The 26,520-nt window shown below is 64.6% G+C and carries 27 protein-coding genes; 6 read left to right on the top strand and 21 right to left on the bottom strand.

The genetic code is table 11. From position 1 onward, the window contains the following. Nucleotides 1–33 precede the first annotated feature (33 nt). Nucleotides 34–798, bottom strand: coding sequence for a DUF3108 domain-containing protein (locus CSQ93_RS13965; protein ID WP_099378544.1), 765 nt, complete (start codon nt 796–798; stop codon nt 34–36). Continuing rightward, a complete protein-coding gene (locus tag CSQ93_RS13960) occupies nt 799–1,914 on the bottom strand; it encodes a DUF3108 domain-containing protein (RefSeq protein ID WP_233516173.1) in 1,116 nt (371 codons plus the stop codon). 149 nt (nt 1,915–2,063) lie between these two features. Here CSQ93_RS13960 and CSQ93_RS28845 point away from each other — a divergent pair, with 149 nt between their 5' ends. Continuing rightward, the gene (locus CSQ93_RS28845; protein ID WP_158301224.1) at nt 2,064–2,795 is read left to right on the top strand and encodes a PhaM family polyhydroxyalkanoate granule multifunctional regulatory protein; all 732 of its coding nucleotides are present in this window, start codon (nt 2,064–2,066) and stop codon (nt 2,793–2,795) included. A gap of 21 nt (nt 2,796–2,816) precedes the next feature. Here CSQ93_RS28845 and CSQ93_RS13945 read toward each other — a convergent pair whose 3' ends face one another. The 11 genes from CSQ93_RS13945 to pdxR all read right to left on the bottom strand — a co-directional run bounded on the left by CSQ93_RS13945 (nt 2,817) and on the right by pdxR (nt 14,116). Beyond that, a complete protein-coding gene (locus CSQ93_RS13945) occupies nt 2,817–3,113 on the bottom strand; it encodes a hypothetical protein (RefSeq protein WP_225242919.1) in 297 nt (98 codons plus the stop codon). After that, the gene (locus CSQ93_RS13940) at nt 3,097–4,827 is read right to left on the bottom strand and encodes a response regulator (protein ID WP_099378541.1); all 1,731 of its coding nucleotides are present in this window, start codon (nt 4,825–4,827) and stop codon (nt 3,097–3,099) included. The genes CSQ93_RS13945 and CSQ93_RS13940 overlap by 17 nt, the downstream gene beginning before the upstream one ends. A gap of 11 nt (nt 4,828–4,838) precedes the next feature. Further along, the gene (locus tag CSQ93_RS13935) at nt 4,839–5,558 is read right to left on the bottom strand and encodes a sensor histidine kinase (protein ID WP_099378540.1); all 720 of its coding nucleotides are present in this window, start codon (nt 5,556–5,558) and stop codon (nt 4,839–4,841) included. A gap of 157 nt (nt 5,559–5,715) precedes the next feature. Continuing rightward, entirely contained in the window at nt 5,716–7,521 is a 1,806-nt protein-coding gene (locus CSQ93_RS13930; RefSeq protein ID WP_099378539.1) for a family 2A encapsulin nanocompartment cargo protein cysteine desulfurase, read from the bottom strand. Continuing rightward, nucleotides 7,496–8,425 (bottom strand): family 2A encapsulin nanocompartment shell protein, encoded by a 930-nt coding sequence (locus CSQ93_RS13925; RefSeq protein ID WP_034784363.1) that lies wholly within the window; start codon nt 8,423–8,425, stop codon nt 7,496–7,498. Before CSQ93_RS13925 ends, CSQ93_RS13930 begins: the two co-directional genes overlap by 26 nt. A gap of 117 nt (nt 8,426–8,542) precedes the next feature. Next, entirely contained in the window at nt 8,543–8,767 is a 225-nt protein-coding gene (locus CSQ93_RS13920; protein ID WP_086147172.1) for a helix-turn-helix domain-containing protein, read from the bottom strand. A gap of 7 nt (nt 8,768–8,774) precedes the next feature. After that, nucleotides 8,775–9,761: a serine O-acetyltransferase EpsC gene (epsC, locus tag CSQ93_RS13915; RefSeq protein ID WP_099378537.1), complete on the bottom strand. Its 987-nt coding sequence runs from the start codon at nt 9,759–9,761 to the stop codon at nt 8,775–8,777. A 19-nt stretch (nt 9,762–9,780) separates the two neighbouring features. Continuing rightward, nucleotides 9,781–10,278 (bottom strand): rhodanese-like domain-containing protein, encoded by a 498-nt coding sequence (locus CSQ93_RS13910; RefSeq protein ID WP_099378536.1) that lies wholly within the window; start codon nt 10,276–10,278, stop codon nt 9,781–9,783. A gap of 117 nt (nt 10,279–10,395) precedes the next feature. Then, on the bottom strand, nt 10,396–12,027 hold the full coding sequence (gene mnmC, locus CSQ93_RS13905) for an FAD-dependent 5-carboxymethylaminomethyl-2-thiouridine(34) oxidoreductase MnmC (protein ID WP_099378535.1): 1,632 nt from the start codon (nt 12,025–12,027) through the stop codon (nt 10,396–10,398). Further along, nucleotides 12,027–12,590, bottom strand: coding sequence for a DNA-3-methyladenine glycosylase I (locus CSQ93_RS13900; protein WP_099378632.1), 564 nt, complete (start codon nt 12,588–12,590; stop codon nt 12,027–12,029). Before CSQ93_RS13900 ends, mnmC begins: the two co-directional genes overlap by 1 nt. A 38-nt stretch (nt 12,591–12,628) precedes the next feature. Next, on the bottom strand, nt 12,629–14,116 hold the full coding sequence (gene pdxR, locus CSQ93_RS13895) for a MocR-like pyridoxine biosynthesis transcription factor PdxR (RefSeq protein WP_099378534.1): 1,488 nt from the start codon (nt 14,114–14,116) through the stop codon (nt 12,629–12,631). A gap of 105 nt (nt 14,117–14,221) precedes the next feature. Here pdxR and CSQ93_RS13890 point away from each other — a divergent pair, with 105 nt between their 5' ends. Beyond that, nucleotides 14,222–14,683, top strand: a complete 462-nt coding sequence (locus CSQ93_RS13890; protein WP_099378533.1) for an OsmC family protein — start codon at nt 14,222–14,224, stop codon at nt 14,681–14,683. Further along, nucleotides 14,684–15,337 (top strand): FMN-binding negative transcriptional regulator, encoded by a 654-nt coding sequence (locus CSQ93_RS13885; protein WP_099378532.1) that lies wholly within the window; start codon nt 14,684–14,686, stop codon nt 15,335–15,337. It abuts the gene before it with no gap. Here CSQ93_RS13885 and CSQ93_RS13880 read toward each other — a convergent pair. The 3 genes from CSQ93_RS13880 to CSQ93_RS13870 form a co-directional block, all read right to left on the bottom strand. After that, nucleotides 15,321–16,274 (bottom strand): AEC family transporter, encoded by a 954-nt coding sequence (locus CSQ93_RS13880; protein ID WP_099378531.1) that lies wholly within the window; start codon nt 16,272–16,274, stop codon nt 15,321–15,323. The genes CSQ93_RS13885 and CSQ93_RS13880 overlap by 17 nt on opposite strands. 99 nt (nt 16,275–16,373) lie before the next feature. Then, nucleotides 16,374–16,811, bottom strand: coding sequence for a CHRD domain-containing protein (locus CSQ93_RS13875; RefSeq protein ID WP_099378530.1), 438 nt, complete (start codon nt 16,809–16,811; stop codon nt 16,374–16,376). A gap of 165 nt (nt 16,812–16,976) precedes the next feature. Beyond that, complete coding sequence (locus CSQ93_RS13870) at nt 16,977–17,534, bottom strand: winged helix-turn-helix transcriptional regulator (protein WP_034753667.1); 558 nt, start codon at nt 17,532–17,534, stop codon at nt 16,977–16,979. A gap of 253 nt (nt 17,535–17,787) precedes the next feature. On the opposite strand from CSQ93_RS13870, the gene CSQ93_RS13865 reads away from it, so the two are divergent. Continuing rightward, a complete protein-coding gene (locus CSQ93_RS13865) occupies nt 17,788–18,024 on the top strand; it encodes a hypothetical protein (protein WP_099378529.1) in 237 nt (78 codons plus the stop codon). Here CSQ93_RS13865 and CSQ93_RS13860 read toward each other — a convergent pair. The 4 genes from CSQ93_RS13860 to CSQ93_RS13845 are packed head-to-tail and all read right to left on the bottom strand — an operon-like array spanning nt 18,021 to nt 22,711. After that, the gene (locus CSQ93_RS13860) at nt 18,021–19,028 is read right to left on the bottom strand and encodes a Csu type fimbrial protein (RefSeq protein ID WP_099378528.1); all 1,008 of its coding nucleotides are present in this window, start codon (nt 19,026–19,028) and stop codon (nt 18,021–18,023) included. The genes CSQ93_RS13865 and CSQ93_RS13860 overlap by 4 nt on opposite strands. Beyond that, nucleotides 19,028–21,382 carry a fimbria/pilus outer membrane usher protein gene (locus tag CSQ93_RS13855; protein ID WP_158301223.1) on the bottom strand — a complete coding sequence of 785 codons (2,355 nt, stop codon included), beginning with the start codon at nt 21,380–21,382 and terminating at the stop codon, nt 19,028–19,030. Before CSQ93_RS13855 ends, CSQ93_RS13860 begins: the two co-directional genes overlap by 1 nt. A 57-nt stretch (nt 21,383–21,439) precedes the next feature. Beyond that, nucleotides 21,440–22,168 (bottom strand): fimbrial biogenesis chaperone, encoded by a 729-nt coding sequence (locus CSQ93_RS13850; protein ID WP_233516172.1) that lies wholly within the window; start codon nt 22,166–22,168, stop codon nt 21,440–21,442. 12 nt (nt 22,169–22,180) lie between these two features. Continuing rightward, nucleotides 22,181–22,711 carry a Csu type fimbrial protein gene (locus CSQ93_RS13845; protein WP_099378525.1) on the bottom strand — a complete coding sequence of 177 codons (531 nt, stop codon included), beginning with the start codon at nt 22,709–22,711 and terminating at the stop codon, nt 22,181–22,183. Nucleotides 22,712–22,781: 70 nt separating this feature from the next. On the opposite strand from CSQ93_RS13845, the gene CSQ93_RS28840 reads away from it, so the two are divergent. Then, nucleotides 22,782–23,048, top strand: coding sequence for a hypothetical protein (locus CSQ93_RS28840; protein WP_158301222.1), 267 nt, complete (start codon nt 22,782–22,784; stop codon nt 23,046–23,048). A 12-nt stretch (nt 23,049–23,060) separates the two neighbouring features. Then, a complete protein-coding gene (locus CSQ93_RS13840) occupies nt 23,061–23,864 on the top strand; it encodes a response regulator transcription factor (protein ID WP_099378524.1) in 804 nt (267 codons plus the stop codon). On the opposite strand, the gene CSQ93_RS13835 is transcribed toward CSQ93_RS13840, so the two are convergent. Then, complete coding sequence (locus CSQ93_RS13835; protein ID WP_199534413.1) at nt 23,861–26,428, bottom strand: TonB-dependent receptor; 2,568 nt, start codon at nt 26,426–26,428, stop codon at nt 23,861–23,863. The two genes, CSQ93_RS13840 and CSQ93_RS13835, sit on opposite strands and share 4 nt — an antisense overlap. Between the last annotated feature and the right edge of the window lie 92 nt (nt 26,429–26,520).

Here is a 26,520-nt window from a genome sequence, read left to right as displayed (position 1 = left end):
CGGCATGCCTGGCCCCAAACCATTAGTGAACACTTACTTCTTGACGATCTTTTGCAAGGTTTGCTCGACGTAATCGCCGTCTTCATCGGCGAACGTCACCTTCACGGGATACCATTCCAGCGACGGCGCCAGCCACAGGTCCACCTGCTGGCCCTTCTTGTCCGGCGGCGGCGCCTTGACCAGGTGCACGGCCTCCACCAAACCCTGGCCGGTGGCGACGGTCTCCTGCTTGACGACCTTGAAGGTCCACGGTTCGGCGTCATGGCGGCCGGCAACGAAGAAGCTCCATTCCGAGCCAGGCGTAAATTTCTCGGGGATGGCGCGCGCCACGCTGACCAGTTGCCAGACGGTGCTGTTACGGTCCTGCTCGCCGCCTTTCAGCGGATAGCTGTCATCGCCTTCGCTGAAGACGATGGTCTTGCTGTCGCGTTTGAAGGTGGTCGTGGCCGCTTCCTTGCGGAAGCGCTTTTCCACGAACTGGACCGGCGCCAGGCCGTAATCGTCGACCGTGCCTTCGCTGCGCTGTTCCAGTATTTTGCCGAACAGGGCGGCCTTGGTTTCGGCCAGCAGCGAGTACTTGCCATCGCCGGCGCGCCAGTTGCTGACGGATTCGCCGGACAGCGCAATGCCGCGCTGTTTCGCCTTGATCGAATAGACGAGGTCAGCCGAGGGCGCCAGTTTGTACGGGCGCTTGATGACGGGGTGATCGACGGGCTCGTCCGCCGCCATGGCGGGGGACAGGGTGGCGGCCAGCAGGCTGGCGACCAGCAATTGTTTTAAAGTTTTCAAAGTAGTCATTTATTTTCCTGTAGCGTCATTGACGCGAATTTGGGTCACGGTTTGCGTGGTCAGCGCCCCGTTCGCTTCGGTATTGCGTATTTGTACCGGATACCATTGCATGGATGGCGCCAGCCAGATATCGAGCTGCGACGAATACGTGCCGGGCTTCGGCGGGCGGCGCAGATGCCACGTCACCAGGCGGCCCATCCTGGTTTCCAGTTCTTCCTCGCCCACCAGGTGGAAGCGGAACACGGTCGCTTCCTTTTCCTCGCCGACGAGTATGTCGATATTGCCCACCAGCTGGTTGACGTCGGCGCGGCCGATGGCGGCCAGCTGGAACGGCACGGTGGCTTTGTCTTGCGCCCCCTCTTGCCATGGCACCGTGGCCGTCGTGGCCGAAAAGGTGATGGCCTTGGCGTCGCGGTTGAAATGCGTGGCCGTTTGCGCGCGGCCCTTGCGTTTCTCCGTGGCCGTGACGGGCACGATGCCGCTGCCATCGATCACGCCTTCGCTGGTCAGCACCAGCAGGTTGATGCGCGTGATTAGCATGCTCAAACCCACTTCCAGCTTCAGCTGATACGTGTCGCCCCGGTTGTCCCACGCCATCGCGGCCACGCCCTGCCATTTGGTGCCATCCGCATCGCGCCGGTCCACATGCAGGTCGAACTGGGCCGAGGCAGGCGCATTCGTCTTGTAGCGGCGTGCCTGCTCGACGGGCGGCGGCGGCGCGCTGGCCGGCACGGGTGCGGCGGCCACGGCAGGCGCCGGCGCCGTGATGGCCGGGGCAGCCACGGCGGCCGCCTCGGTCGAGGCCGGGCCTTCCGGCACGTCGCTGGCGGGCGCCGTCAACTGGGGCGTTTCGCTCGACGCCAGCTCCGTCGGGGGCGGCGGTGGCGGCGGCCTGGGCTTGGGCACTGGCCGCAGTTCAGGCGGCGGTGGCGGCACCACCGGCAGCGGTTTGGGCGGCTCGGCGATCAAGGCCATGCTGACCACCTGCGCATGATTCTGTCCCAGCGGCACCATGCTGGCACGCGAAGTGAGCCATTCCAACGCCACGTAATGCAGTACGCCGATGACCGCGACAAAGACGACGGTGCGGCGGCGCGGTGGCGAAAAGAAGGAGTCAGGCATCATAGGCCGTAGTGTAACGCTTCCGCCCCGCTTCTCGCTTCTTGCCCGTGCTCAACTCTTAATGTTTTATGTAAGAAAATGTTGGCGGCATTGCGTCAGTTGCAAGCCGATATCTGCTACGCTAAGGCTATCCACCTACCAGGAGATTTCGCATGGCAAACCCGCAAATGCCCCAAATGCCGGGCGCAGCAGTTGTGACCGATACGCTCGACTTCGTCAAAAACCTGTGGGGCAGCATGAGCGTGCCCGGCATGGGCATGCCTGGCATCACGGCGCCCACCATGTCGGTGGAAGAGCTGGACAAGAAAATCAACGACCTGAAAGCCGTCGAAGCGTGGCTGAACCTCAACACCAGCATGCTGCGCGGCAGTATCCAGGCGCTGGAAGTGCAGCGCGGCACCATCGCCACATTGAAATCGATGGGCGCGTCACTGGCGGCGGCCATCACGCAACCGGGCGCCAGCGAGAAAACCGTGTTTGAATCCGTGCCCTACGCTTCCGCGTTTTTCCAGCAAGCCACACCTGCGGCACCTGAACCGAAACCGGCACCTGCACCAGCGCCTGCGCCTGCGCCCGTACCGGAACCGGCTGCTGCGGCTGCGCCCGGCGATGCCGGCAGCCAGGCGGCAGCCCAGCTCGCCAATCCAAGTGCATGGTGGAATTTGTTACAAGATCAGTTCAAGCAAGCCGTCTCGACGGCGATGTCGCCCGACGCCACCAGCGCGGCAGCGGCCAGCTTTGGCAGCGTGAGCAAAGCCAAGCCAGCGGCCAGCAAGCCGGCCAAACCTGCCGAGGCAGGCACGGCAGCCAAGGCCAAGGCCCCGCTGCGCAAGGCGCCCGCGAAACGCGCGGCACCCAAGGCGAAAGCGCCAGGCAAAGCCTGATGCTGCAAGCCGGCAATATGATCAGGCGATACGATGAATGCGGATCGCCTCGATCATGTTGTCGGCCTGGCGTTTTACGTCACCGATCGTGATCAGGCCTTCGTCGGCCAGCGCCTTGGCGTGCTCGTACGAAGACTGGAATGTTTCCAGCGTGTCTCCCTTGGCGGCGACCGGGCGTACCCAGGCAATACTGCCGACTTTCATTTTTTTGTACACTTCATTGACCACATCACGCATAGTTTCTTCCTTATTGTTGTAAAGCAACTCAAGCACGGGCGAACCCACGCTGGCCCCTAGTTTATCATCCGGCACGCTCACGCACGGCTTTTCCCCCTTTTTCCGGCGCCAAAGGCGCATTTTCCGGCGCCACGACGGCGTCTTCCGGCCCGGGCGGCGGTGTCAGCTGCACCAGTTGCTCCATCAATTGCGCGAAGCGCTGCTGCCCTGGTGCAATTTTGTCCACATATAACAACACTTCCTTGGCCTCGGCCGCCAAGTCGGCCTGAAACCCGCGCTGCTCCAGGCACGACACGATGATTTGCGCGGAATTGAACAGGATGCGCAGGTTGTTCGGCAGTTTTTCGCGCGCCGCGCGCATCCAGGCCACCGCCTCGTTGAGCTTATCGGTCTTCCACAGCAGCACGCCCTTGTTCATCAAGTCCGACGCTTCCTTGCGCGAGGCGATGATCAGGCTCGTGCCTTCGTCGCCCATCTTCGCCTTGTCGAAAATCTTTTGCACTTCGTCCTGCACCACCTGGTTGTCGTGGTTGTTCTTCACCACGTAGCACAGCAGGCCGGCCGGCGCATCCTTGACGCCGACGGCGAACAGCAAGGTGGCCAGCTCCATGCAGATGGCCTTCTCAGGCCGCGCCGGGTCTTCAAGCAACATGGCTTCGAGCTCGTCGCCGCACTTGCGCGCACGCCGGTAATCGCCCGTTTCGTGGTGCACCATGCCTTCCGTGATCTTCGCGCGCAGCCCGATCTGCTCGGGCGAGAACTCGCGCTGCGCCAGCAGCAGCCACTGCAGCGCCTCCTTGGCATCCTTCTTCAAGCCGCACACGCGCGCCAGTCCCAGGTAAGCGTCCGGCGTCTTCATGACGGAAAACTCACCGATGGAAATACACTTGCGAAAGGCCTTTTCCGCCATGCTGACATTGCCCACTTTCAGGGCCGCGAGCCCCAGGTTGCGCTGGCGCGGCACGGAATTGGGCGACAGGCGCGCCGCCTTTTCCAGCACGCCGCACGCTTCCTCGTGCTGGCCCATCAGCTGGTAGGCGACGGCCATCTGGTCGTAGGCGTCGATGTAATACTTGTTTTCGACGATCACGCCCTGGAAGATCTGCCGCGCCGCCTCGTGCTCGCCGTTGTTCATGCGGATCTTGCCCAGGCCCGCCTTGGCCCAGCTGTAATCGCGGTCGGCCAGCACTTTTTCATACACGGCGCGGGCCTTTTCCGGCTCGCCGCTTTTCAGCAGCAAACTGGCCTTCATGCGCAGCAATTCCAGCTCGTGCAGCTTGTTGAGCTCGATCTGCGCGTCGCACAATTTCGCCGCGCGCAGATAATCCTTTTCCATGCAGGCCTGGTCGATTTCGCGGAATACCTGCTTCTTGTGCCACACGCGGTTCAAGCGCGTCAGCAGCACGCCTTCCGTGATCGGCTTGATCAGGTAGGCGTCGGGCTGGTGCTCGGCCGCGCCCATCACGGATTCCACGCTTTTCTCGGCCGACACCATCAGCCACACGCTCGATGGCGCCGTCAGGTTGCGCACGCGCGTCTCTTCCAGCACTTGCTGGCCGTTCTTGCCTTCGCCCAGGTTGTAATCGCACAGCACCACGTCGTAGCGCGTCTTGGCCAGCAGCTTCATGGCTTCGCCGCCGCTGGCCGCCTGGTCGATATGGCGCGCGCCCAGGTTGCGCAAGGATTCGCGCAGCAGGATGCGGATGCCGATGAAATCGTCGACCAGCAGATAATGCTTGTCGGCCCAGTCGGTGCTGCCCGCTTCGGCGGCGGTGGCGTGGCTGTCTGTCGTCATGGGTTCCTCGTTCAGGGCAGGCGCAGGATGAAGCAGCCGCCGCCCAGGGCGCCGCCATTTTCCAGCGCGATGCTGCCGCTGCTGCCCCGGTGCTTGTGCATCTTTGCCACTTCGCTGGAAAAATACAGGCCCAGTCCCGTGCTGTTGGTGGAAAAATTCACGCCCGCCGCCATGCCATCCATGGCTGCGCTGCCCGCGTCGAGCAAGGCCTGCGTATAGCCGTCGCCATTGTCTTCCACGCGCAGCTCGAGCATGCCGTCGTGCTCCCGCACGGACAGGCGGATCGTGTCTTTCGTGTAGCGGATGGCGTTGTTGATGGCATGCGCGAGCACGCCGATGACCAGGTCTTCATCGAGAGTCCAGATCAGCTCGGGCGCACAAGCCGTCTCCAGCTGGATGCCTTTCGAGGCCAGCAATATCTTTTCCTGGTCCACCACCTGGTCGACCACCTGGCTCACCAGTTGCGGCTGCACGTCGAAAGGGTAGCCGGGCTTGCCCACTTCCTTGTACAGGGCCAGCAGCTGGATCAGGTTATCGTTGAGGCGCTTGGTCTGGTACAGCATCTGCGCCATCTGCAGGTAGGCGGGGTCGGCCTGGGGGGCTGTTTTCGCCTGCTCGGCCGCCAGCAGCGATTCCAGCGTGCCGCTGACCACGCTGATCGAATTTTTCATGTCGTGCACGGTCGACGCCAGGAACAGGAAAAGCTCGGGCGAGCTGTGTTGATCTTCCACCGGATATCTCCTTGGGGCCGCAGCTTGATTATTGCCAAGGATAAATTATACCGCCAGCCTGCGGGCGCCTGCCAGCCACGCGCAAAGTCCGTGACCTGACGCAACAATGCCGCCCCCGCTTGTGCCGGGGCGGCATCAGATTGTCAGGCCAGCAAGATTAGCGGCGCGCGCCCGCCAGGCGTTTGACCACGACGATCATGCGGTCGATTTCCTCATACGTGTTGTAGAAGGCGAACGATGGCCGCACGGTCGCTTCCACGCCGAAGCGGCGCAGGATCGGCTGGGCGCAGTGGTGGCCCGAGCGCACGGCGATGCCCTCGTCGTTCAGGGCGCGCCCCACTTCCGCCGGCTCGTAGCCGGCCAGCACGAACGAGGCCACGCTGGCCTTGTCCAGCGCCGTGCCGATCAGGCGCACGCCGGGAATGGCCTGCAAATGATGCGTCGCGTATTCCAGCAGCGCGTGCTCGTAGGCAGCGATGTTTTCCAGGCCGATGCGCTGCACGTAATCGATGGCCGCGCCCAGGCCCACGGCATCGGCGATATTGCCCGTGCCCGCCTCGAAACGGTTCGGCACGCCCTGGTACACGGTGCGCTCGAACGTGACGTCGGCGATCATGTTGCCGCCGCCCTGCCATGGCGGCAATTGCTCGAGCAAGTCCGCCTTGCCATACACGGCGCCGATGCCCGTCGGGCCAAATACCTTGTGGCCCGAGAAGACATAAAAATCGGCGCCCAGCGCCTGCACGTCCACGCGCAGGTGCGACACGGCTTGCGCCCCATCGACCAGCACGCGCACCCCGGCCGCATGCGCCAGCGCGATGATCTGCGCCACGGGCGTGACCGTCCCCAGCGCATTCGACACCTGCGTCACGGACACCAGTTTCGTGCGCCCATTGAGCAGCTTGCGGAATTCGTCGAGCAGTATCTGGCCGCTGTCATCGACGGGAATCACGCGCAAGGTTGCGCCCTTTTCCGCCGCCAGTTGCTGCCATGGCACGATGTTGGCGTGGTGTTCCAGCTGCGAGACGATGATCTCGTCGCCGCTGCCGATGTACTTGCGCCCAAACGTATTGGCGACCAGGTTGATGCCCTCGGTGGCGCCACGCACGAAAATGATTTCATTGGCCGAGGCGGCGCCGAGGAAATTGGCCACCTTGGCGCGTGCCGCTTCATACGCGTCGCTGGCGCGCGCCGCCAATGCGTGTGCGGCGCGGTGAATGTTCGAGTTCTCGTGCGCATAAAAATACGACACGCGGTCGATCACCGACTGCGGCTTGTGCGTGGTGGCCGCATTGTCGAACCAGGCCAGCGGCTTGCCGTTGACCCGTTCGGCCAGCACGGGAAAATCGCGCCGCACGGCGTGCACGTCGAACGGCGCCGGCGTCTGGTGTTGACCAGGCTTCGTCGCCGAGGGCAGCTCGGTCTGGAAATAGAATGCGGGCTGACCGGCGGCTGGCGCCACGGGCAGCTGGCGCGCGGGCATCTGCTGCTGCGTGGAAAACAGTCCCCGCAGATCATCGGGTGCCGCCTGCCCCAGCCCCTGCTGCGCCAGGCCGTCGAGCTTGCCGTTCGACGCGGGATAGCCATGCGCGCCGCCGACAAAGTAATACGGTGACGGCGCATCGAGGCTTGACGCCCGCGGCGTGGGAATCGATGCCGGCGCCGGCGCAAGCGGCGACTCCAGAGGCGGCGTCACGGGCGGCACTTGCGCCGTCGCCACGCCGGGGGCGATCGCAGCAAACGAAGGGCCGGGCTGCGGCGGCGGGCGGTTCGCATAGCGGGGCGCCGCATCGAGCACGCTGCCGGAACCACCGAGGCTGGGCGACTTGTCAAGCACAGGCGCCACCCCCGGCAGGCGCGCAAAGAATTCACCGGCCAGGCGGTTCAGGGTCGCTTCGTCAGGTAAGAACGGGACGGCAGGCAAGCCCGCCGCGCCATCACTTGTAGGTGTCTGGGTAGTCATGGTATTTACCGATCTCCACGTCTTCCAGTACGGCCAGCGCATCGTCGGTCAGCACGGCCAGCGAGCAATACAGCGAAATCAGATAGGACGAAATCGCGTGGCGGTTGATGCCCATGAAACGCACGGACAGGCCCGGACTTTGCTCGCCCGCCAGGCCAGGCTGGAACAGGCCGATCACGCCCTGGCGCTGTTCGCCCGCGCGCAGCAAGATGATCTTCGTCTTGCCGTCTTCGATCGGCAGTTTGTCGGACGGCACCAGCGGCACGCCGCGCCACGTGAGGAACTGGGAACCGAACAGGCTGACGGTCGGTGGCGGCACGCCGCGGCGCGTGCATTCGCGGCCAAAAGCGGCAATGGCCAGCGGATGCGCGAGGAAGAAGCCCGGCTCCTTCCACACTTTCGTCAGCAGTTCGTCAAGGTCGTCCGGCGTGGGCGCGCCCGTCAGGGTAAAGATGCGCTGGTCGTCATGCACGCTGGCCAGCAGGCCGTAGTCGGGATTGTTGATCAATTCACTTTCCTGGCGCTCCTTGATCGTCTCGATGGTCAGGCGCAGCTGCTCCTTGATCTGGTCGTGCGGACTGCTGTACAGGTCCGACACGCGCGTGTGCACGTCGAGCACCGTGCTGACGGCGTTGAGAAAATACTCGCGCGGCTGGTCATCGTAGTCGACGAAAGTCTGCGGCAGTTCCGACTCGTCGCGCTGCGAGCAGGCCACGCGCACGTCCTTCGGATTTTTTACGCGATTGAGGCGGTAGATACCCGCTTCCACGGGCAGCCATTGCAGCAGGTGCACGAGCCAGCGCGGCGTGATCGTGGATAACTGGGGGACGCTCTTGCTTGCATTGGCCAGCTGGCGCGCGGCGTTATCGCCCAGCGCGAACTGGTTCTCTGTTGCTTCTGCCATGACTACTCCTGATGAGAAAAGTGAATATGCTTATCTGAAAAACGAATAAAGTATCGGACGCCCCTCTCATTTACTCAACATGCTATCGCCATCATCGTGGCGCTTAATCCACCCGCTTTAATCCACCAGCTCCGGCTCGCAGCGCGCCATCAATCCCGCCAGGCCGACGCCCAGCGCGATGGCCAGTTTTTCCACCGTCAGCAGCGACGGCGTGGCGGCGCCCCGTTCAATTTCGCCGATGAACGAGCGGTTCAAGTCGGCCGCTTCGGCCAGCCGCTCCTGCGACCAGCCATGCCCTTCGCGCAACTGGCGCACGGCCAGTCCAAACTGTTTGATCAACATGCTGTCCTCATGGGTGGTGGGCAAAAGCGGGGTGGGATGGCGCCGGCAATTCGGGCGCTTCCTGCTGGTTGTGCGCTTGCGTGACATGGCTGCCGGGCGCCACGCTGCGGGTCAGCCAGACATTGCCGCCGATGACGGAACCCTGGCCGATGGTCACCCGTCCGAGGATCGTCGCGCCCGCATAAATGACCACGTCGTCCTGCACGATGGGATGGCGCGCCAGTCCCTTTTTCAGCACGCCATCGGCGCCGGCGGGAAAGCGCTTGGCGCCCAGGGTGACGGCTTGATAAATGCGCACCCGTTCGCCGAGGATGGCCGTCTCGCCGATCACCACGCCCGTGCCATGGTCGATGAAAAAGCTGCTGCCGATGATGGCGCCAGGGTGGATGTCGATGCCCGTCTGCGAATGGGCCACTTCGGCGATGATGCGCGCCACCAGCGGCGCACCGAGCGCATACAAGGTGTGCGCCAGGCGGTAATGGATGATGGCCAGGATGCCCGGATAGCACAGCAGCACTTCATCGACGCTGTGCGCGGCCGGGTCGCCATGGAAGGCGGCCGCCACGTCCGTGTCAAGCTGGGCGCGGATGCGCGGCAGCGCGCGGGCAAAGCGCTGCACGATGGCCAGCGCCTGCTGTTCGATGGACACCGTCTGCTGCAAGCCATGCTGGCGCGCGTGATAACTGAGTTCGCGCCGCACCTGTTCGTGCAGGCCCGTCAGGGTCGTGTCGAGCGTGTGGCCGACAAAGAAATCCTCGCTCTCCTGCTGCAGGTCGAGGGGGCCCAGGCGCATGGGGAACAGGGCCGCACACAGGGCTTTGATGATGTCGTGCAAATGCTGGCGCGACGGGAATTCGCGCGCACCGCACTCCTGGTTGCTGGCCAAACCTTCGCGCCACTGCTCGCGCACGGCGCGCAATTCATCGACGATCTGGTGCAGTTCCCATTGCGGCTGCGCGGCAAGGGAGGCAGGGGGAAGGGCTCGCTGGTTCATGGTGGGTCCGGGAAGAGATTTAATCTTGCAGCCAGGGCAGCGCATGCCAGCGCCAGCCACCGCTGTGGCCACGCTGCTGCTGCTCGTCGAGGTCGCCCTCGAAGCCTTGCGCGATATTGAAGACGTGCGTGAAACCAGCCTTGGCGGCCGCTTCGGCAGCCGCGGCCGAGCGCTTTCCGCTGCGGCACAGCAGCACCACGACGGCATCCTTGCCGCCCGCCTTTGCTTCCAGTTCGCGCGTAAAGCGGGGATTGCGGTTCATGGACGTGCCGGTCGCCCACGCCACGTGCAGCGAGGCGGGCACGTAGCCGACAAAAGTGCGTTCTTCATTCGTGCGCACGTCGACCAGCACGGCCTTGCCGGCCTGCACCAGCTGCCACGCATCCTGCGCGCTGACGATGCCCGCATACGGCAAGCCCTGCGCCTGCGCCTGGGTGCGCGCGAGATTGAGCACTTCGTCAAACGCCGCCTCGCCATGCGCGGCGCGGGGATCGAAAATCAGTTCTGCAGCAGCCATCTTTCCACCTCTTTATTCCGTCGTCAAAAACCAGCACGAGTCCACTGTAGCGAACTTATGTTGTTCGGAAAACAAATTAAAAAGAGTTTGGAAAGCTGAAAAACGTATATGGGAGATTTATGCAGCGCGGCGGCGTTCGCGTAGCAGGAAGCGCGCAGGATCAAGCGCAGCGGCCAATTGACTCTCCAGCGGCAACGGCTCCCCCTCCAGCTGGCAAGCCAGCAGCTCGGCCGCCAGCGGCGCCCAGATCAGGCCGCGCGAGGCGTAACCGAGCAAGCCAAACAGGCCGGGCCAGCGCGGTACGTCGCGCAAGCGCTCGCAGCGGCCTGGCACCCCAGGGTCGGGCAAGGCGCCCGCCAGCGGCAGGCGGTCCGGCGCCATGCAGCGAAAGCCCGTGCGGCCCGCCAGCGGCGCGGCGAACGGAGCGACACCCAGGATGTCGGCGATCTTCGCGATATTGTCTTCCTGGCTCGATGGGCGCAACTTGGCGTCCGTATCCGCATCGTAGCTGGCGCCCACGCACACCACGCCCTGGTGCGCCGGCGTCATGTAGGCCTCGCGGCAGACGACGAACGGCAAGGACGGCAAGCTGCCTTCGGCCAGGTGCGTGACCTGGCCGCGCACGGCGTCGAGCGGCAGGCCGGCCGCCTGTTCGAAATCGATGGCCCCCGTGCCCGCCGCCAGGATGACGTTGGGCGCGGCCGCAATCAGGGCGCCGTCCGCATCGCGCACCAGCCACTCCTGGTCGCCGCGCTCCAGGCGCAAGGCGCTGCTGGAAAAGCGCCGCGTGAGCAAGGCGCCGCAGGCGTCCAGCATGGCCGCGCAGACGGAAGACGGGCGCGCCCAGCCGCCCTGCTCGAACCACCAGGCGCCATCGGGCGCCGGCGCGCCCAGCATGGCGGTGGCCTCGGGCGCTTCCAGCCAGCGGGCGAATTCGCGCGGATACAAGCCACTGGCGGCGATCTGCCGCTGCACCTGCGCATGCGCGCCGTCGCGCGCCAGGTGCAGCACGCCGCTTTGCGCACCCTCGATGGCCGCGCCGATGCCGCCAAGGTCTTTCCAGCGGCGCAGCGAGTACAGATAGGCGGCGCGCGTCAGGCGCGTGGCGATGTTGTCGTCCTTCGACAGCAACGGCATGAAGATGCCGGCCAGGTTGCCCGACGCTTCGCTGGCCGGCTGCGCGTGGCGCTCGATCAAGGTCACCTTCCAGCCGCGCGCGGCCAGCCGTTCGCAGGCGGCCGCGCCAGCCACGCCCGCGCCGATGACGATGGCGCGCCGCTCGGGCGCCATGGCAGCCACGTGCTCGCCGCGCCGCGCATAAAACATGGCACGCAGGCGGCTCTCGTCGAAGACAAAACCGTTCTTTTGCAGCGCCGTGCGCTGCGCCTCGTCCAGGTGCACGGCCTGCAGGCGGGCGCCGTCCATCATCAGGCGCGCCAGCACCGGCGTGGCGGCCGGCACCCAAGCCAGATGCACTTCATCGACACGCGCCGACAATTGCGCCAGGCAGGCATCGGGCTCGCCGATCAGCACGTCGAGCGTGACGAGGCCATCGTGCGAGACCATGCGGTGCAGGCCCGGCACGCAAGGCGGCCACTGTGCCCGCCACTGCTCGGGCAAGTGGCGGGCATCGACGGGACGCGGCGCCAGCGCGATGTAGTGCAGGCGGCGGCCGCCATGCGCCGCGCAGGCGGCGCGCAAACGGGCGCCGTCAAAATCCGTGTCGAGCAGGACCAGCGCGCGGCGCATCAATGCCCCGCGCGGCAAAAGCAGGCGGGCGCATGGTCGTTGACCATGCCGATGCCCTGCATGTAGGCGTAGATGATGGTCGAGCCGACGAACTTGAAACCCCGCTTGAGCAGGTCTTTCGACAACTGGTCCGACAAGGCCGTCTTGGCGGGAAACTCGCCCGGCTGCCAGCTGTTGACGATGGGCTGGCCATCGACATACGCCCACAGGAAGCTGTCCAGGGTCTGCCCTTCCGCGCGCAGGCGCAGGTAGGCTTGCGCATTCGTGATGGCGGCCGCCACCTTCAGGCGGTTGCGCACGATGCCGGGGTCCGCCAGCAGCTGCGCCACCTTGTCCGGGCCGTACGCGGCGATCTTCTGCGCGTCCCAGTTGTCGAAAGCGGCGCGGTAGGTGTCGCGCTTGTTGAGGATGGTTTCCCAGCTCAGGCCAGCCTGCGCGCCTTCCAGGTTCAGCATCTCGAACAGCCGGCGCTCGTCGTGGCAGGGCACGCCCCACTCCGTGTCGTGGTAATCGAGATAGCGGGGATTGGCCGGATTGGCCCAGGAGCAGCGGGTGATGGTCATGGTCGTGTTCTTCATGTGCAGGCAACTGCCAGTATAGTTTATCGGCCGCGCAGGATGCGTCCCAGTTCCTGCAAGCCGTGCGCCATCTCGGCCGGGGGAATCGCAGCAAAGCCCAGCAGCAGCCCGGGCGGCGTGGCGCAGGCGGCACCGGCGTCGGGGTCGGCATAGTGGCCCAGCGGACGCAATTCGATGCCGCGTGCCATACCCGCGCGCGACACCATTTCTTCATCGTGGCCAGCGCGAAAGTACGCGCACAGTTCCAGGCCGCTGTCGGCCGGGCCGCACGCGAGCTGATCGTCGAGTTCGCGCGCAAGGCCACGCACCAGCGCATCGCGTCGCTCGGCATTGCTGTCGCGCGTACGGCGAATATGCCGGCCAAAGTGGCCCTCCGCGATGAAGTCGGCCAGCGCCATCTGCGGCACGATGGCCGTGTGCCGGTCCATCACGGCCTTGGCTTGCACCAGCGCGTCGGCCAGCGCGGGCGGCGCCACCATATAGCCCAGGCGCAGGCCGGGAAACAGCACCTTCGACAGGGTCCCCACGTACACCACGCAGCCGGCCCGGTCCAGGCTTTGCAGCGAGGCCAATGGCGCGCCCGTGTAGCGGTATTCGCTGTCGTAATCGTCTTCCACCAGCCACGCTTTATGTTGCGCGGCCCAGGCCAGCAAGGCCAGACGGCGGGGCAAGCTCATGCTAACGCCCAGCGGCATCTGGTGCGACGGCGTCACGTACGCCAGCTTCGCCTGCGGGCAGTGCGCCACGCCATACGCCACGTCCAGCCCCTGCGCATCGACGGGGACAGGAAAGACGCGCGCGCCGGCCGCGCGCAGCGGACCGCTGGCGCCCCGATAGCCGGGCGACTCCATCCAGGCCGCGTCGCCCGGCGCCAGCAGGATGGTCGACAGCAGGAACAGCGCCTGCTGCGAACCGGAGGTGATGACGATCTGCTGCGGCGTGCACTGGACGCCGCGCGACGCTTTCAGATACACGCACAGCAGTTCGCGCAGCGGCAGGTAGCCGGCCGGGTCGCTGTAGCCGAAATGGTGGTCGGGCCGGCGCCAGCGCCGCGCTTCCAGGCGGTTCCACACGTCGAACGGAAAATGGTCGATGCGCGGCATGCCGACGCGGAAGGCGCGCAACGGGCCACGGTGGAAGGCCACCTGGCGCATGGCTGTCACCACGCCCTGCCCGCGCGCCGACAGGGGCCGCAGCAGGCCCGGCGCCGCGGCAGGGGCAGAGGCAGACACCGGCAGCGGGACGTCGCGACTGACAAAGGTGCCGCGCCCCACGGCGCCATCGAGATAGCCTTCGGCCGTCAGCAGCGCATACGCATTGAGCACCGTCTGGCGCGACACGGCCAGCAGGCGGCAAAAGTCGCGCGTAGGAGGCAGCTGCATGCCGGGACTCATGCGGCCATCGAGGATGGCGGCCTTGATGGCCGCATACAGCTGGCGAAACAAGGGCTCGCGGGCGCCGCGCTGCAGTGGCAAGGCGGCGATGAGCTGGTGCAGATGGGAAGATGACATGGTGGCATTCTTGAATTGGTAGTTTCAAGATAGCACTTATTGGCTGTTTTAAATAGCCAAAACTGGCGCTAAGATGGCGCATCCCCCTACTCTTGCGGAGCACCCATGCATCAATTTTTCGCCACCGTGGCCTGGCAGCGTGACGGCCAGGATTTCGCCGGCCAGCGCTACAGCCGTGGCCATGAATGGCAATTCGACGGCGGCCTGACGGTACCCGCCTCGTCGTCGCCCCTGTCCGTGCCGCTGCCCATGTCGGTGGTGGCAAATATCGATCCGGAAGAAGCGCTGGTGGCCGCCACGTCGAGCTGCCACATGCTGTTCTTCCTGTCGCTGGCAGCGCAGCGCGGCCACGTCATCGACGACTACCGCGACGATGCCGTCGGTGAACTGGGCAAGAATGCGCAAGGCCGCCTGGCCATGACGCGCATCGTGCTGCGCCCGCGCATCGCGTTTGCGGGAACGCCGCCCTCGCCCGAGGCGCTGGCGGCCCTGCACCACGACGCGCATGAACGCTGCTACATCGCCAATTCGCTGACGGCCGACGTGGTCGTGGAAGGAGCCAATTAAATGTACACGCCAGCCAGCTTTCGCGAAGAGCGCCTCGACGTGCTGCATGGCCTGATCGACGCGCATCCGCTGGGCGCGCTGGTGCGCCAGAGCGTCGATGGCCTGTGCGCCGACCATCTGCCATTCGAGATCGCCGCACCCACGCCTGACGCCCCATTCGGCATCCTGCGCGCCCATGTGGCGCGCGCCAACCCGCTGTGGCGCGCGGCCGGCGGGAACGATGAATGCATGGTGATTTTCCAGGGGCCGCACGCCTACATCACGCCCGCCTGGTATGCGGAAAAGCAGCGCAGCGGCAAGGAAGTCCCCACCTTCAACTACGCGGTCGTGCATGCGCACGGCCCCCTGCGCGTCATCGACGATGCGGCGTGGCTGCTGGGATTGGTGGAGCGGCTGACGGCGCGCCATGAAGCAGGGCTGGCCGCGCCATGGCGGGTGAGCGATGCACCGGCCGGCTATATCGAAAAACTCTTGAAAGCCATCGTCGGCATCGAAATCCCCCTCACGCGCATCACGGGCAAATGGAAGCTGGGGCAGAACCGCACGCAGGAAGATCAGGCCACGATGGCGCGCGAACTGACCGCCGGCACCCAGCCCGGCGCGGCGCAGGCCCTGGGCGCGCTGATCGCCGCCAACGTCACGCCAGCCAGCTGACGGCCGCCGAAAACGTCAGAAACGACAGCGCCGTCGACACCAGGATGATGCGGGCGATGCGCGCCGTGTTCGCCCCGAAGCGTTCGGACAGCAGCGAGACATTGCTGGCGCTGGGCAGGCAAGCCACCAGCACCATGCAGGTCAGCGCGAACGGATCGAGCGGCGCGCCCAGTGCGATGGCCGCGTGGCCGATGCCCCACACCAGCAACGGATGCAGCAGCAGTTTTTTCAGCGCCACGGGCACATATTCCCCCAGCGGCGCCGGATCGCTCGTGCTCATTTGCGAGCGGGCCAGCACGGCGCCGATGGTAAACAGGGCAACCGGCGAGGCGGCGTCGGCCAGCAGGCCCACCGTCTGCATGATCGGCTTGGGCAAGGCCAGTTCCAGCCACGACGACAGGGCGCCCAGCACGATCGCCCACGGCATCGGGTTGCCGGCCATGCCCTTCAGGGCGTTGACGACGGCGGCGCGGCTGCCGTGCGCGCCGCCGCTGCCGATACGCGACAGGGCGATGCACAGCGAGCTGGTAATCAGCATGTCGACGACGATGGTGACGATGACGGGGCCAGAGGAACGGGGACCGAGCAAGGTCAATAGCAGGGGCACGCCCATGAAGCCTGTATTCGGGAAGGCCGCCACCAGCGCACCGAAGGCGGCGTTGTTCCAGTCGATGCGGTGGCTCAGGGTCATGGCCATGGTGACGCCCACCATGATCAGCGCGCACAGCAGGTAGACGCCGAACACGCTGGCGTCGAGCAGCTGCGCGATGGGCGTGGCGGCGCCGAAGCGGTACAGCATGCACGGCAGCGCGAAGTACAGGACAAAACTGTTCAAGCCGCCGATGGCGGCCAGCGGCAGCAGCTTGCGCCGCACGGCCAGGTAGCCGCACAGCACCAGGGCGAAGAAGGGAAAGGTGATGGCGAGGATGGTCAGCATGGAGCGCCATTGTAGCGCGCTGCACTGGCTGGCCGCCTGGTTCAAAAAAAGGCCGCTCGCGCGGCCCAAGGAGGTTTCGGGGATAACGCCGCTGGCCGGCTAGGGCTTGAGCTGGGCGCGGATCTCGCCGGCCGGGTAGGCGGCGCTGTGCACGTTCACGTACAGGTTGCCGGCCTGGTAGCTCGCATATTGGGGCGGCGTGAGCATGGCGCCGGGCGGCACGGCAAACATGCCTTCGGCCGTTTTCACCAGCGGCACGATGACAGGGCCATTGGCGCCGGCGGGCGCTTCATGGATATGCGCGACGGTGGCCAGCATGCCCGTGTAGCGCACGCCGCCGCTGACGCTGCGGTCGTGGGCGACGCGAAGATTGCTGCTGCCGCTGGCCGTGCTGGTATTGGCCGGCACTTCCTGCGCGCCCGTCAAGGTGACGTCATGCCCGCCAGGGTGATGCGGGCCGTGGGAACAGGCGCCCAGCAGGGCGGCCAGCGCCAGCACGCTGGCGGTGCGGCAGGCATGTTGTTGCAGTGTGCTCATCGCAATACTCCTTCAACGGACATCGGATCACGGATGGCGCACTGCCCTGCCCGCACAGCCGAGCCGGGCGTACGCCGCACTTGCGTTGCATGGTGCGACAGTAACGCCATGCCGCCGTGTCCGCTTTGCTTTGCGCCAAACTCGGCGCACGCCCAGCACCCGACCTCAGGCCAAATGCCCTTCCGCCACCCAGCCGCGGTTGGCGGCCGGCGCCTTCGGCTTGGGTGCGATGCCGCTGCTTTTTTCCGCATCGAGGATGATGCTGCGCATGCTGTCGCTGGCGGCAGGCCCAGGCGCGAACGCGTAGTACTCGTCATTGATGGGCAAGCCCGTCGTGGCGTCGACCAGCACCGGGTCGGCGGCCAGGCCCGTGTCGCGGCTGGCGATGACGAGGCTGGCGCCTTCCGGGGCGAAGTTTTCATTACCCCAGGCAATAAACGCCAGCAAGACGGGCTTGAAGGCGCGCCCGGACTTGGTCAGCACATAGTCGTAGCGGGGCGGCTTGGCGCAATACAGGCGGCGCGTCATCAAGCCGCCCTCCACCAGGTCGGCCAGGCGGCGCGTCAGGATGGTAGGCGCGATCTTGAGGCTTTTTTCAAATTCGTCGAAGCGCGTCTTGCCATAAAACGCTTCGCGCAGGATGAGGATGCTCCACCATTCGCCCACCTTGCCCAGGCTGCGTGCGATCGGGCAAGGCAAATTATTAAAGTTGGTATGTTTCATGACCATCTCCTCACATTGATTCAACACAACAATCGAAAAGTATTTCAGTTGCAACACGGAAACTTAGTTACTATCATTTTGAAAGTTAGGTGCGTGCCCCTGTGGCGGGCTGAAAATACACGAAAACTCACACTTTCCTTGTTCAAGTACAATCATGGCTGGTTCGGCTCCCCCAATCCCGGTGCGAAAAACGGTGTCAGCCACGCCTTCCGGCGCTGCTGCCCACGCCCGTTTTTCACTCGATGCTTTCACGATGACCCCTTTGAAATTTGCCGTCCTGCCTGCCCTGCTCGCCGTATCCCTTTGCCAGACCACCACCGCCGGTACCGTGTCTTCCGCGTCGTTCCAGGCCACCTTCGCCGTCCACGAAACGTGCACCATCGTCTTGCAGCGCAACAGCACCCAGGTGCGTTGCCAGCACAACACACCCTATTTTCTGCACCAGCAGGCAACGCCATCGGGCGCTGGCCTCGTCACCGTCACGTTCTAAAAATAAATCGTTGCCGTCACCGTGTCCTTGTAGTCACCGGGGCGCGGCGACACCTGCGCCGGCACGCGGCCGTAGATCGTCAGCGGCACGCTGGCGCCCGTGCCCGTGCCCGTCACCATGCTGGTCCCAGCCGTGCCATCGCCCCATGGCGCACCATCGAGCGTGGCTGACAGCAGGTAACTGACCTTGTCCGTGGTGACGGTGTTCTTCATTTGCCGGTTGGCCACATTGAGCGCCACGCTGCCGCCGTTCAGCGCAATCTGGTAGGCATTATTGTTCACGCAACGCACCGACAAGGTGCTGGTGCTGCGCAAGTTGCCCGTCAGGATGGAGGCGTTCGCAAACGCCATCGGCGTGGCCGTGATGGTGCAATCGTTGATGGCCGTGGCATTCACCGTGAAACCGAAGCTGCCGCTGCTGGCCGTGCAACCTTGCAGGTTGATGAGGCCGTACGTGGTGTAGGTATAGGTACCCACGCCGGCAAAGCTCGACGTATAGGCGGTATTCGCATTACCCACCGTGGGCACGGCGGCCAGGGCGGTGCCGGCAGGAATCTTCGCGTACACGGTAAAGGTGGTGGAATAGGTGCCAGGCGGCGCCAGCAAGCCGGCCGACAGGATCATGCCAAAGGTCGACGGCGCGCCCGTCACGCCGGCGCCGCCCCATATCTTCGCCGTCGCATACGAACTGTCCACGTACACGTTGTATTCCATGCGATTGCTACCGTTGCCCAGCTTGCGCGGCAGGGCCGAGGTGGAATTCGTGCCCAGCCCCAGCGAAATGCACACTTGCGCATTCGGCGTGAGCAGCTGCCCCAGGTTCAGCGACGAAAACAGGCAGCTGAAGGTCCCCGTTGCCTGCGCCACATAATCGGTGCCGGAAATCGGGCTGACGGAGCCGAAATCGATATTCGTCACGCTGACTGTGCAGGTATCGGCCGCCTGCGCCACGCTGCCCCAGGCGCAGCCCAGCAGCAGGGTCAGCCATAGCAGCAGGCGGCGCATCAGCGGCCTGCCCCGGCGCTGGCGGCAGCGGCTGCGCAGCGCAACGGCCCGATCACGGGCAAGCCGCCCGACGCCGGACGCACATAGGCAAAGCGCACGGTGCACGCGCTGTCGCCCTCGCCGACTTGCAACTGATTTTGCTCGAGCAGATCGTCGACGAAAACGATGCCGTCGAATCCCACGACCGTCTGCTTGCCGCTTTGCACGTGCAACACGGGCAAGCCCGTGGCCAGCGACTTGCCCTGCGCATCCTGGACAACGACGGTGGCCGCGCTGTAACGCTCGATGGGAAAAGCCGCCAGCACGCCCGCCAGGTATTGCGGCACAACATTGATATTGCTCACAGGCACCCGCGCGTCGACGTCAAGCTCGTCGGTGGCGATGCTGATCTGGTTGTTGCCATAGGGATTCAAATTCGGTACCAGCAGATAGCCGCCCCTGCCCGTCACGCCGATCTGGCGGTTCTCATGCAGCACAGGAATATCTGCCACGCCGCCCGTGGAGACCAGCGCAAAACCGTTGCCCACCTGGCGCGCCGCCTCGACATGGCCGTCCATCAACAGCAGCGCGCCGGCCGCGCCCAGCGAGGACGCATTGCCCATGCTGCTGCTTTGCGTGCGCGCGCTCACGCGGCCATCGCTGCCCAGGTATTCCACCTGCGCCTGGCGGTAGGCATTGCTGCCCGACGTGCCAGCCTGCACGTTCCAGCCGAAACCGCCGCCAAAGTCCGCCGCGCGCTGCGCGCTGATGCTGCGGCCACTCTCGCCGTTTTGCCGGCTGCTGTTTACGCTGATGGCCAGATTGTTGTCGAAGGCCATGCTCAGGCCAAAGTAAAAGCCCCGCTTCTCGCGTTGCCGCAAATCCTGGAACAGGCTGGCGTTGAAGAACAGGCCGTGAAACAGGGTGGCCGAATAGCCCACGGTGGCCAGCTTCGATGGCGGCGCGCCGGGCGTGCGGTAACTGATATAGCTGCTGCTGATGCTGCTTCCTGAAGGCAATGGCAAGCTGACGGTAAAGCGGTCGGCCGCGCGCACCACGGGGCTGCCGTCGCGCGAGGCCAGGTCGCCAAAGCCGGCGCTGGCGCGCACGCTTTGCACGTCGACGCTGAAGCGCGGCCCCATGTACTGGTAGCCGGCGCCCAGCTGCACGCCACGGCTGCGGCCGGCGCTGGCCGACAGTGAACCGTTGAGCACGCCCGCCTGGCCCAGCCGCACCAGCGCGCCCGCCCCCGCCTGATACAGGCCGGCGGCCAGTTCCGCATGGCCTTCGAGGGTGAGATTGTCGCTGACGCCGTGGCGGCCGGAAGCGCTGGCGACCAGTTGCCGCGCATAGCCGAACAGGCGGCGGCCATAGTCGCGCCGCACGGCGCCCGCCTCGACCGAGTAATCACTCAAACCGCTGGCCAGCATGCGCGTGTCGACATACAGGGGCAGCACGGTCGTCACGCTGCGCCCCAGCGCATCGCGCGTGATGATCGTGGCTTGCCCAGCGCCATTTATGCCGGCCACCTGATTCAGCACAAACGGACCACTGGGCACGCTGGCGGCATATTGCTGCACGCCATTGACGTACAGGCTCAGCGACGATGGCACGAGCGCCGTGCCATCGACGGAGGCGACGGGAAAGGTCAGCAGGTCTGGGCGCAGCTGGAAATTCTTGCGCCACTGCACGCCACCGACGCGCACTGCGCGGCTCCAGCTCAGTGACGAGGAAATCAGGTCGCCCACCTGCCACGTTTGCAAGGTCTCGGGGTCGGCGTGGCTCCAGAAGGTGTCGAAACGCATGTATTTGCGCTGGTCCGCCCCCAGGTTCACCGTGCCGGTATTGCTGAAGACGCCGCTGTCATTGAAATAGCGCAAGTCGTTGAAGATGGCGGCGCGCCGCGTCTGCCCCAGCTCCGCATAGGCTTCGTAATTGAGGACGGCGCCGGGCGTGACGCTCGATGGCGGCGTCTGCGCCGCCGTGCGCGCGCTGATGCGGTAAGGCGAGCGCAACGCGTCCGCGACCTGCAGCGACACGCTCTGGCGCGCCGCATCATATTCATAGCTGAGTCCGGGAATCGCCTCGAGCGCCACCTCGGTCTGACCGGGTGCGACCAGGCGCGCCGGGTCCAGCCCCAGCTGCTGCAAGTTGGCCACACTGCTGCGCAAGCCTTTGCCCACCTGGGTAAAGCGCAAGATCAGCCCGGTTGATTCAGCATTCACAGTGACCTCCAGATACAGTTCATTCGGCGCCGCCGGATCGCTGGGCAAGCTGGCAGGGCCAGGATCGGCGCCCGTCAGGCCCACCGCGCCATCGGCCCTGGCCAGCGGCGCCATGGCCAGCAACAGCAACGCTGCCAGTACGCGTTTCATGGTGTGGCCGCTTGCGCCCAAGGCGCGCGGCAAGCCGGCCCGTCATGGCAGCCATGTTCAAGGTGTCGAATTCTTGGCAATGAGTGCCTTGGCATTCACATTGACCGCAATACTCAACGGCCCATCCAGTTCGGCCTCCCTGGCAACGGGCAGGCGCCAGACGCGCATGCGTGCCGCCAGGACATAACCAAACAGCCCCTTGCTGATGACAAACTCCTTGCCCGCCTGGTTCGTCAACGTCATCGCACCGATCTGCGCATGGAAATTGCCACTGTTCTTGACACGCAGCATCCACTCGCCCTGTTCGCGGAAAACCTGCCAGTCGAGCACTTCCTTGCCCGGCGCACCGGCCGGCAGCACGAATACGGGCACCGAATAGCGCAGGCGGATATCGACGCCACTGCGGCCCGCCTCATCCTCGCGGCTGACTTCATCGATGAGCACGCGATACGTCTTTTCCTGCGCGACAGGGCCAGCCTGGGCACGCACGAGGCGGATGGTCTGCCGGCTGTTGGCGGCGATTTCGACGATCGGCGGACTGGCCACCAGTTCCTGCGTTGGCGCCAGCGTTTCTTCGCCATCGCGCTGATCCCAGACAAACACCCGCACTTGCCCGTAGATGGGCTGGTCACCGAGGTTTTGCAGGTTGAGGCCGGCCGCATTCTGCGCCGCGCGCAAATTGAGCGTCACTGGCGAAATCTGCAGACTGGCGCCGTGCGCGCCCGCGGCACAGCAGACCAGCAGCGCCAGCACGCCTTTCATCAGGGAAGCAACACCGGCCTTCACGCAGCGCCTGGCTTAAAAGTAAACGGTGGCCGTGATGGTCGACTTGTAGGTATCGGGCGCCGGTGTCGCCTGCGGCGGAATATTGCCGTACACCGTGATCGGCTGCGAAGAGCCATTGCCGGTGCCGCCGACGGTATTCGTGCCCTGGGTATCGCCCCACAAGGTGCTGCCGGCCGTCTGGTACAGATTGAATTGCACCGTCCCCAGGTTGCCGCCAGTGCCGCTCAGGTAGCGTGTCGTGCCGGTCGAGCCGGTGCCCGAGCCAGCCGTCAGGCCCACGTTATACAGCGTGGTATTGGTGCAGGTGACGTTCACGGTCGTATTGACGTTCACGGCAGTAGCCAGTACACCCTGACTTTGGCCAAAGTCGAGATTGGCCGCCGCGATGGTGCAATTGGCGATGATTTTCAGGGTGACGTCAAAGGTGGTGCTGGCGCTGCCATTCAGATACACGGCGGCGTCGGCGCCACGCGGCAGGAACGCCGTGGCGGCAACAGCCACGCTGGCAGCAACGATAAGGCGGGGGAAAATAACTCGCAACATGATACCTCCTGATGATGGAACATCATTAATGAGCCCGCCAATTTGAGGGGCGTCGAGGATAGTCACGGTATTGCCGGCGTTTTCTTGGGCACGCAAACCAGGACGACAGAATACTTGCGCCGAGAGTCAGGAACCCGGGGACTCCGGCACTTTTTGCAGCATTGGCAAAACAGATTTTTTGGCAATCGACATTGCTTTAAATCAATGCATGAATGAATTATTAGCGATCTGGGAAATCGCCGCTTCTTCTGGCGGAGAAACATCTTTTGAAACACGAGAAAAGCAGAAAAAAAAGAAAAAGCAGGGCATAATAAACCACAACTTGCTTTTTGGTTAAGTCATCCATGCCATGCCATTGACCAGCGAAACCATCAAAAAGAACATCTTGATCGTGGACGATTCCGCGTTCGAGCAGCGCATGCTGATGGAGCTTCTCAGCGAGCAGCCCTACCGTTTCAGCATCGCGTTCAACGGCTACCAGGGCTACCAGCTGGCACTGGCCACGCATCCCGACCTGATCCTGCTCGATGTGCGCATGCCCGAGATGGATGGCTACACGGCCTGCCGTTTGCTCAAGGCCAATCCCGAAACGGAACAGATACCCGTGATCTTTCTCAGCGGTGCCGATGCCGCCAAGGAACGCATCATGGGCTTGCAGGTGGGGGGCGTCGACTACATTTCGAAGCCGTTCACGCCGGAAGAACTGGCCGCGCGCATCCATATCCACCTGGGTTTGATGCGTAAAAGCAACAGTACCCTGCCGGCGGCGACGCCGATCAGCGACAAGCTGCAACATCCCGACCTGGTCTTCGTCAATGCCGTCAAGCAACTCATTCTCGACAACCTGGGCAGCCTGCCCAACCTGTCCGAAATCGCCCGCAGCGTGGGCACCTACCGCGAAAAGCTGACCCTGATGTTCCGCGAGCAGACGGGCATGACGGTGTTTGCCTTCATCCGCGAAGCGCGCATTGCCCGCGGCGTGGAATTGCTGCAGCAGACGGACATCGACGTGCAGGATATCGCCCTGCTGATCGGCTTTCACAACGCGGGCAACTTCGCCACCGCCTTTCGCGAACGCATGGGCGTTCCCCCCAGCGCCTACCGCCAGCGCCTGCAGGAGCAGACGGGCCAGCGGCAGGCGGCGGGCGGTTAGAACTTGTAGTTCAGCTTGAGCGCCGCGACGCGTCCACGCGGATCGGCCTGGGTAAAGTCAAAGCCGGTGGAGGCATAGTCCCAGGGCGCGCGCTTGTTGGCCAGGTTTTGCACGATGAAGGTGACGTTTGCCTGTGGCGTCACCTGCCAGGTGCTGGTCACGTCAAACGTGCTGAAGGCGGCCACCGATTCGTCGAGGTGCTGCTGCTGCGCATAGCTGCCCACGTAGTTCCAGGTCAGAGTCGACGACCACTTGCCCTGTTCCCAGGTGGCCGACGAGACGCCGCGCCATTTCGGGATGGAACCGAAGTAATTGGTGCCGGCGCCATCGGTCAGCGGCGCGCCATCGGACAGCGGTTCGGCAAAGCGCAGCACGCGGCTCAACTGGCCGGCCAGGGTCAGCTTGCCCCAGTCCTTGTCGACGAAGCGCTGGCGCAGGTCGATATCGATGCCCGACACTTCGCGCTGACCCTGGTTGCGGAACTGGCGATACAGGGTCGTGATGCGCCCATCGGCACCGCGCGTTATCTGTTGCGGCGCCGTGCCTTCATTCTCGAGAATGGTGGTGGCGCTGGCCGTGCCGATCACGCCATCCTGCTTGATGCGGTAGTAATCGAGGCCGATGCTCGAACTGCTGGTGGGAGAGACCACCACGCCCAGGTTCAGGTTTTTCGAGCGCTCGGGGCGCAGGTTCGGATTGGCGATGGTCATCACCGTCACGCCGCGCGACTGCGTCGGCGTCAGCGGATCGCGGGCATCGATCACGCCGGTATAGCTGACGGCCGTGCTGTCGGTGATTTCCGGCAGCGACGGCGCGCGGAAGGCCCGTGAAACGGTGCCGCGCAGCAACAACCATGGCGCCGCCTGGTAGCGCGCGCTGGCCTTCGGCGAAAACGCATTGCCAAAGTCGCTGTAATGGTCGGCGCGTCCCGCCACGTTGACGGACAGGTCTTTGACGACGGGTACATTGAATTCGGCAAACAGGGCCGACACATTGCGCGAGCCGTTGATGATATTGAGTGCGGGGCGCAGTTCCGTGCCCGACAGCACGGCCGTCGAGGTTTGCGAATCCATCTTTTCGCGGCGCCACTGGGCACCGGCGGCAAAGCCCAGCGGGCCGGCGGGCAAGTCCCAGATATCCTTGGCCGCCGAGAAGTCGAGCGTGTCGAGCGTCGATTCGGCCGGGCGCAGGGTCGACAGGCGCAGGCGGTTGCGCACCGCTTCGCTGTTTTGCGACTGGTCGAAGAAATTGTAGCTGCCGTCGGCCAGCACTTTCTGGAATTCGTAGCGGTTGACGAAGTTCTGCACCGTTTCCTCCAGCTTGCTGCTGGAATGGGCCACGGCCGTATCCCAGTCCCAGCCCGCCCAGGTGCCCTTGGCGCCGGCCAGCGCACGGTAAAAGGTGACGCGGTCCTGTTTCAGGCGCGGTCCCAGGTCGAACAGGGTGGCCGTGAACGGCAAGGGCGTCGTGCCCGGATTGTTCGGATGGCCCACGGGCAGCACCACGGGAATGGTGTCGAGCAGCTTGGTGCTGTTATTCCACACGCGCGTGGCGTTATTCACCGTCAGCGGCGCGCTGAAGGTCTGGTCGGCGCGCGAATAGCTGTGCAGCAAATCGACATAGGCTTCCGTGTCCGCGTTCAGCTTGAGGGTGCCGCGCAGCGACGAGTGGATGCGCTGGATGCCCGGAATCAGCGTCTTATACGGCGCCGGATTGTAGGCCAGCACCTGGCCGCTGCGATCGGGATTGATATCGTTGTATGGCACCAGTTGCAGCGGGCCGCGCACGCCGCCGAGGGTCTGCGTAGGATCGTTGCCGGCGTAATTCGTGGCAGCCCAGCCCAGGCTGCCGCGCTGCTGCTGGCGGTAATCGGCGTCGCGCAGCCAGGCCACGTCGCTTTGCTGCAGCTTGTCGCGCTGCTGCGCGTCGACCGAGAAGACCACGCTGTAGCCATCTTCCTCGAGCTTGCCGAAACCCGTTTGCAGCGCCGCGCTCTTTTCATGCTGGCCCGTGCCTTGCGTCGAGCCGCCCCATTGCGCCGTGATGTCCGTGCCCGTGAATTCCTTGTACAGGATGATGTTGACCACGCCGGCCACGGCGTCGGAGCCATACACGGACGAGGCGCCATCCTTGAGCACCTCGATGCGCTGCACGGCCGCCATCGGCAGGCTGTTCAGGTCAACGAAGGTCTGCTGCAAATCCTGCGCCGTGGCGTAGCTGGCCACGCGGCGGCCATTCACGAGGATCAGGGTGTTTTGCTGGCCGATGCCGCGCAGCGACAGGCCCGAGGTGCCGGCCGAGAAACTGCCCGTATATTGTTCGTTGTAGCTGTTGCCGCTGTTGGCGGAGATGGCGCGCAGCACGTCCGACACGCTGGTCTTGCCGCTGGCTTTCAATTCCTTGGCCGTGATGACTTGCACGGCGCTGGCGCCCTCCTTTTCGCTGACGCGGATATTCGATCCGGTGACGTTCACGCGCAGCATGTCGTCCTCGGCATGGGCGATGGTGGAAACGGCGGGAAAGGCGGCGGCGATGGCAAGACTGATGGCGAGTGGTTTGAACATGGTTTCCTCTTATTGGGATTGCAGCCTTTTTCCGATAAAAAAGGCCGAGCAGGGGCACGCAGACCGGGTGGGCCTACGGGCAGACGACAACG

The sequence above is a fragment of the Janthinobacterium sp. BJB426 genome (assembly GCF_002735705.1).
Classification (GTDB): domain Bacteria; phylum Pseudomonadota; class Gammaproteobacteria; order Burkholderiales; family Burkholderiaceae_D; genus Janthinobacterium.
This window is presented reverse-complemented; position numbering and strand designations above follow the sequence as displayed.

What these genes read in the sequence shown, in the direction of transcription:
- CSQ93_RS13835 (WP_199534413.1), bottom strand. Translation starts at nt 26,428, where the DNA reads ATGTTCAAACCACTCGCCATCAGTCTTGCCATCGCCGCCGCCTTTCCC.
- mnmC (WP_099378535.1), bottom strand. Translation starts at nt 12,027, where the DNA reads ATGCGCCGCGCGCTGGTCCTGCTCGACACGGATTTTGACGGCGCCCGT.
- CSQ93_RS13865 (WP_099378529.1), top strand. Translation starts at nt 17,788, where the DNA reads ATGACCCCTTTGAAATTTGCCGTCCTGCCTGCCCTGCTCGCCGTATCC.
- CSQ93_RS13845 (WP_099378525.1), bottom strand. Translation starts at nt 22,711, where the DNA reads ATGTTGCGAGTTATTTTCCCCCGCCTTATCGTTGCTGCCAGCGTGGCT.
- CSQ93_RS13885 (WP_099378532.1), top strand. Translation starts at nt 14,684, where the DNA reads ATGTACACGCCAGCCAGCTTTCGCGAAGAGCGCCTCGACGTGCTGCAT.
- epsC (WP_099378537.1), bottom strand. Translation starts at nt 9,761, where the DNA reads ATGAACCAGCGAGCCCTTCCCCCTGCCTCCCTTGCCGCGCAGCCGCAA.
- CSQ93_RS13890 (WP_099378533.1), top strand. Translation starts at nt 14,222, where the DNA reads ATGCATCAATTTTTCGCCACCGTGGCCTGGCAGCGTGACGGCCAGGAT.
- CSQ93_RS13925 (WP_034784363.1), bottom strand. Translation starts at nt 8,425, where the DNA reads ATGGCAGAAGCAACAGAGAACCAGTTCGCGCTGGGCGATAACGCCGCG.
- CSQ93_RS13920 (WP_086147172.1), bottom strand. Translation starts at nt 8,767, where the DNA reads ATGTTGATCAAACAGTTTGGACTGGCCGTGCGCCAGTTGCGCGAAGGG.
- CSQ93_RS13875 (WP_099378530.1), bottom strand. Translation starts at nt 16,811, where the DNA reads ATGAGCACACTGCAACAACATGCCTGCCGCACCGCCAGCGTGCTGGCG.
- CSQ93_RS13870 (WP_034753667.1), bottom strand. Translation starts at nt 17,534, where the DNA reads ATGAAACATACCAACTTTAATAATTTGCCTTGCCCGATCGCACGCAGC.
- pdxR (WP_099378534.1), bottom strand. Translation starts at nt 14,116, where the DNA reads ATGTCATCTTCCCATCTGCACCAGCTCATCGCCGCCTTGCCACTGCAG.
- CSQ93_RS13900 (WP_099378632.1), bottom strand. Translation starts at nt 12,590, where the DNA reads ATGACCATCACCCGCTGCTCCTGGGCCAATCCGGCCAATCCCCGCTAT.
- CSQ93_RS13930 (WP_099378539.1), bottom strand. Translation starts at nt 7,521, where the DNA reads ATGACTACCCAGACACCTACAAGTGATGGCGCGGCGGGCTTGCCTGCC.
- CSQ93_RS13940 (WP_099378541.1), bottom strand. Translation starts at nt 4,827, where the DNA reads ATGACGACAGACAGCCACGCCACCGCCGCCGAAGCGGGCAGCACCGAC.
- CSQ93_RS13840 (WP_099378524.1), top strand. Translation starts at nt 23,061, where the DNA reads ATGCCATTGACCAGCGAAACCATCAAAAAGAACATCTTGATCGTGGAC.
- CSQ93_RS13960 (WP_233516173.1), bottom strand. Translation starts at nt 1,914, where the DNA reads ATGATGCCTGACTCCTTCTTTTCGCCACCGCGCCGCCGCACCGTCGTC.
- CSQ93_RS13860 (WP_099378528.1), bottom strand. Translation starts at nt 19,028, where the DNA reads ATGCGCCGCCTGCTGCTATGGCTGACCCTGCTGCTGGGCTGCGCCTGG.
- CSQ93_RS28845 (WP_158301224.1), top strand. Translation starts at nt 2,064, where the DNA reads ATGGCAAACCCGCAAATGCCCCAAATGCCGGGCGCAGCAGTTGTGACC.
- CSQ93_RS13855 (WP_158301223.1), bottom strand. Translation starts at nt 21,382, where the DNA reads ATGAAACGCGTACTGGCAGCGTTGCTGTTGCTGGCCATGGCGCCGCTG.
- CSQ93_RS13965 (WP_099378544.1), bottom strand. Translation starts at nt 798, where the DNA reads ATGACTACTTTGAAAACTTTAAAACAATTGCTGGTCGCCAGCCTGCTG.
- CSQ93_RS13880 (WP_099378531.1), bottom strand. Translation starts at nt 16,274, where the DNA reads ATGCTGACCATCCTCGCCATCACCTTTCCCTTCTTCGCCCTGGTGCTG.
- CSQ93_RS13910 (WP_099378536.1), bottom strand. Translation starts at nt 10,278, where the DNA reads ATGGCTGCTGCAGAACTGATTTTCGATCCCCGCGCCGCGCATGGCGAG.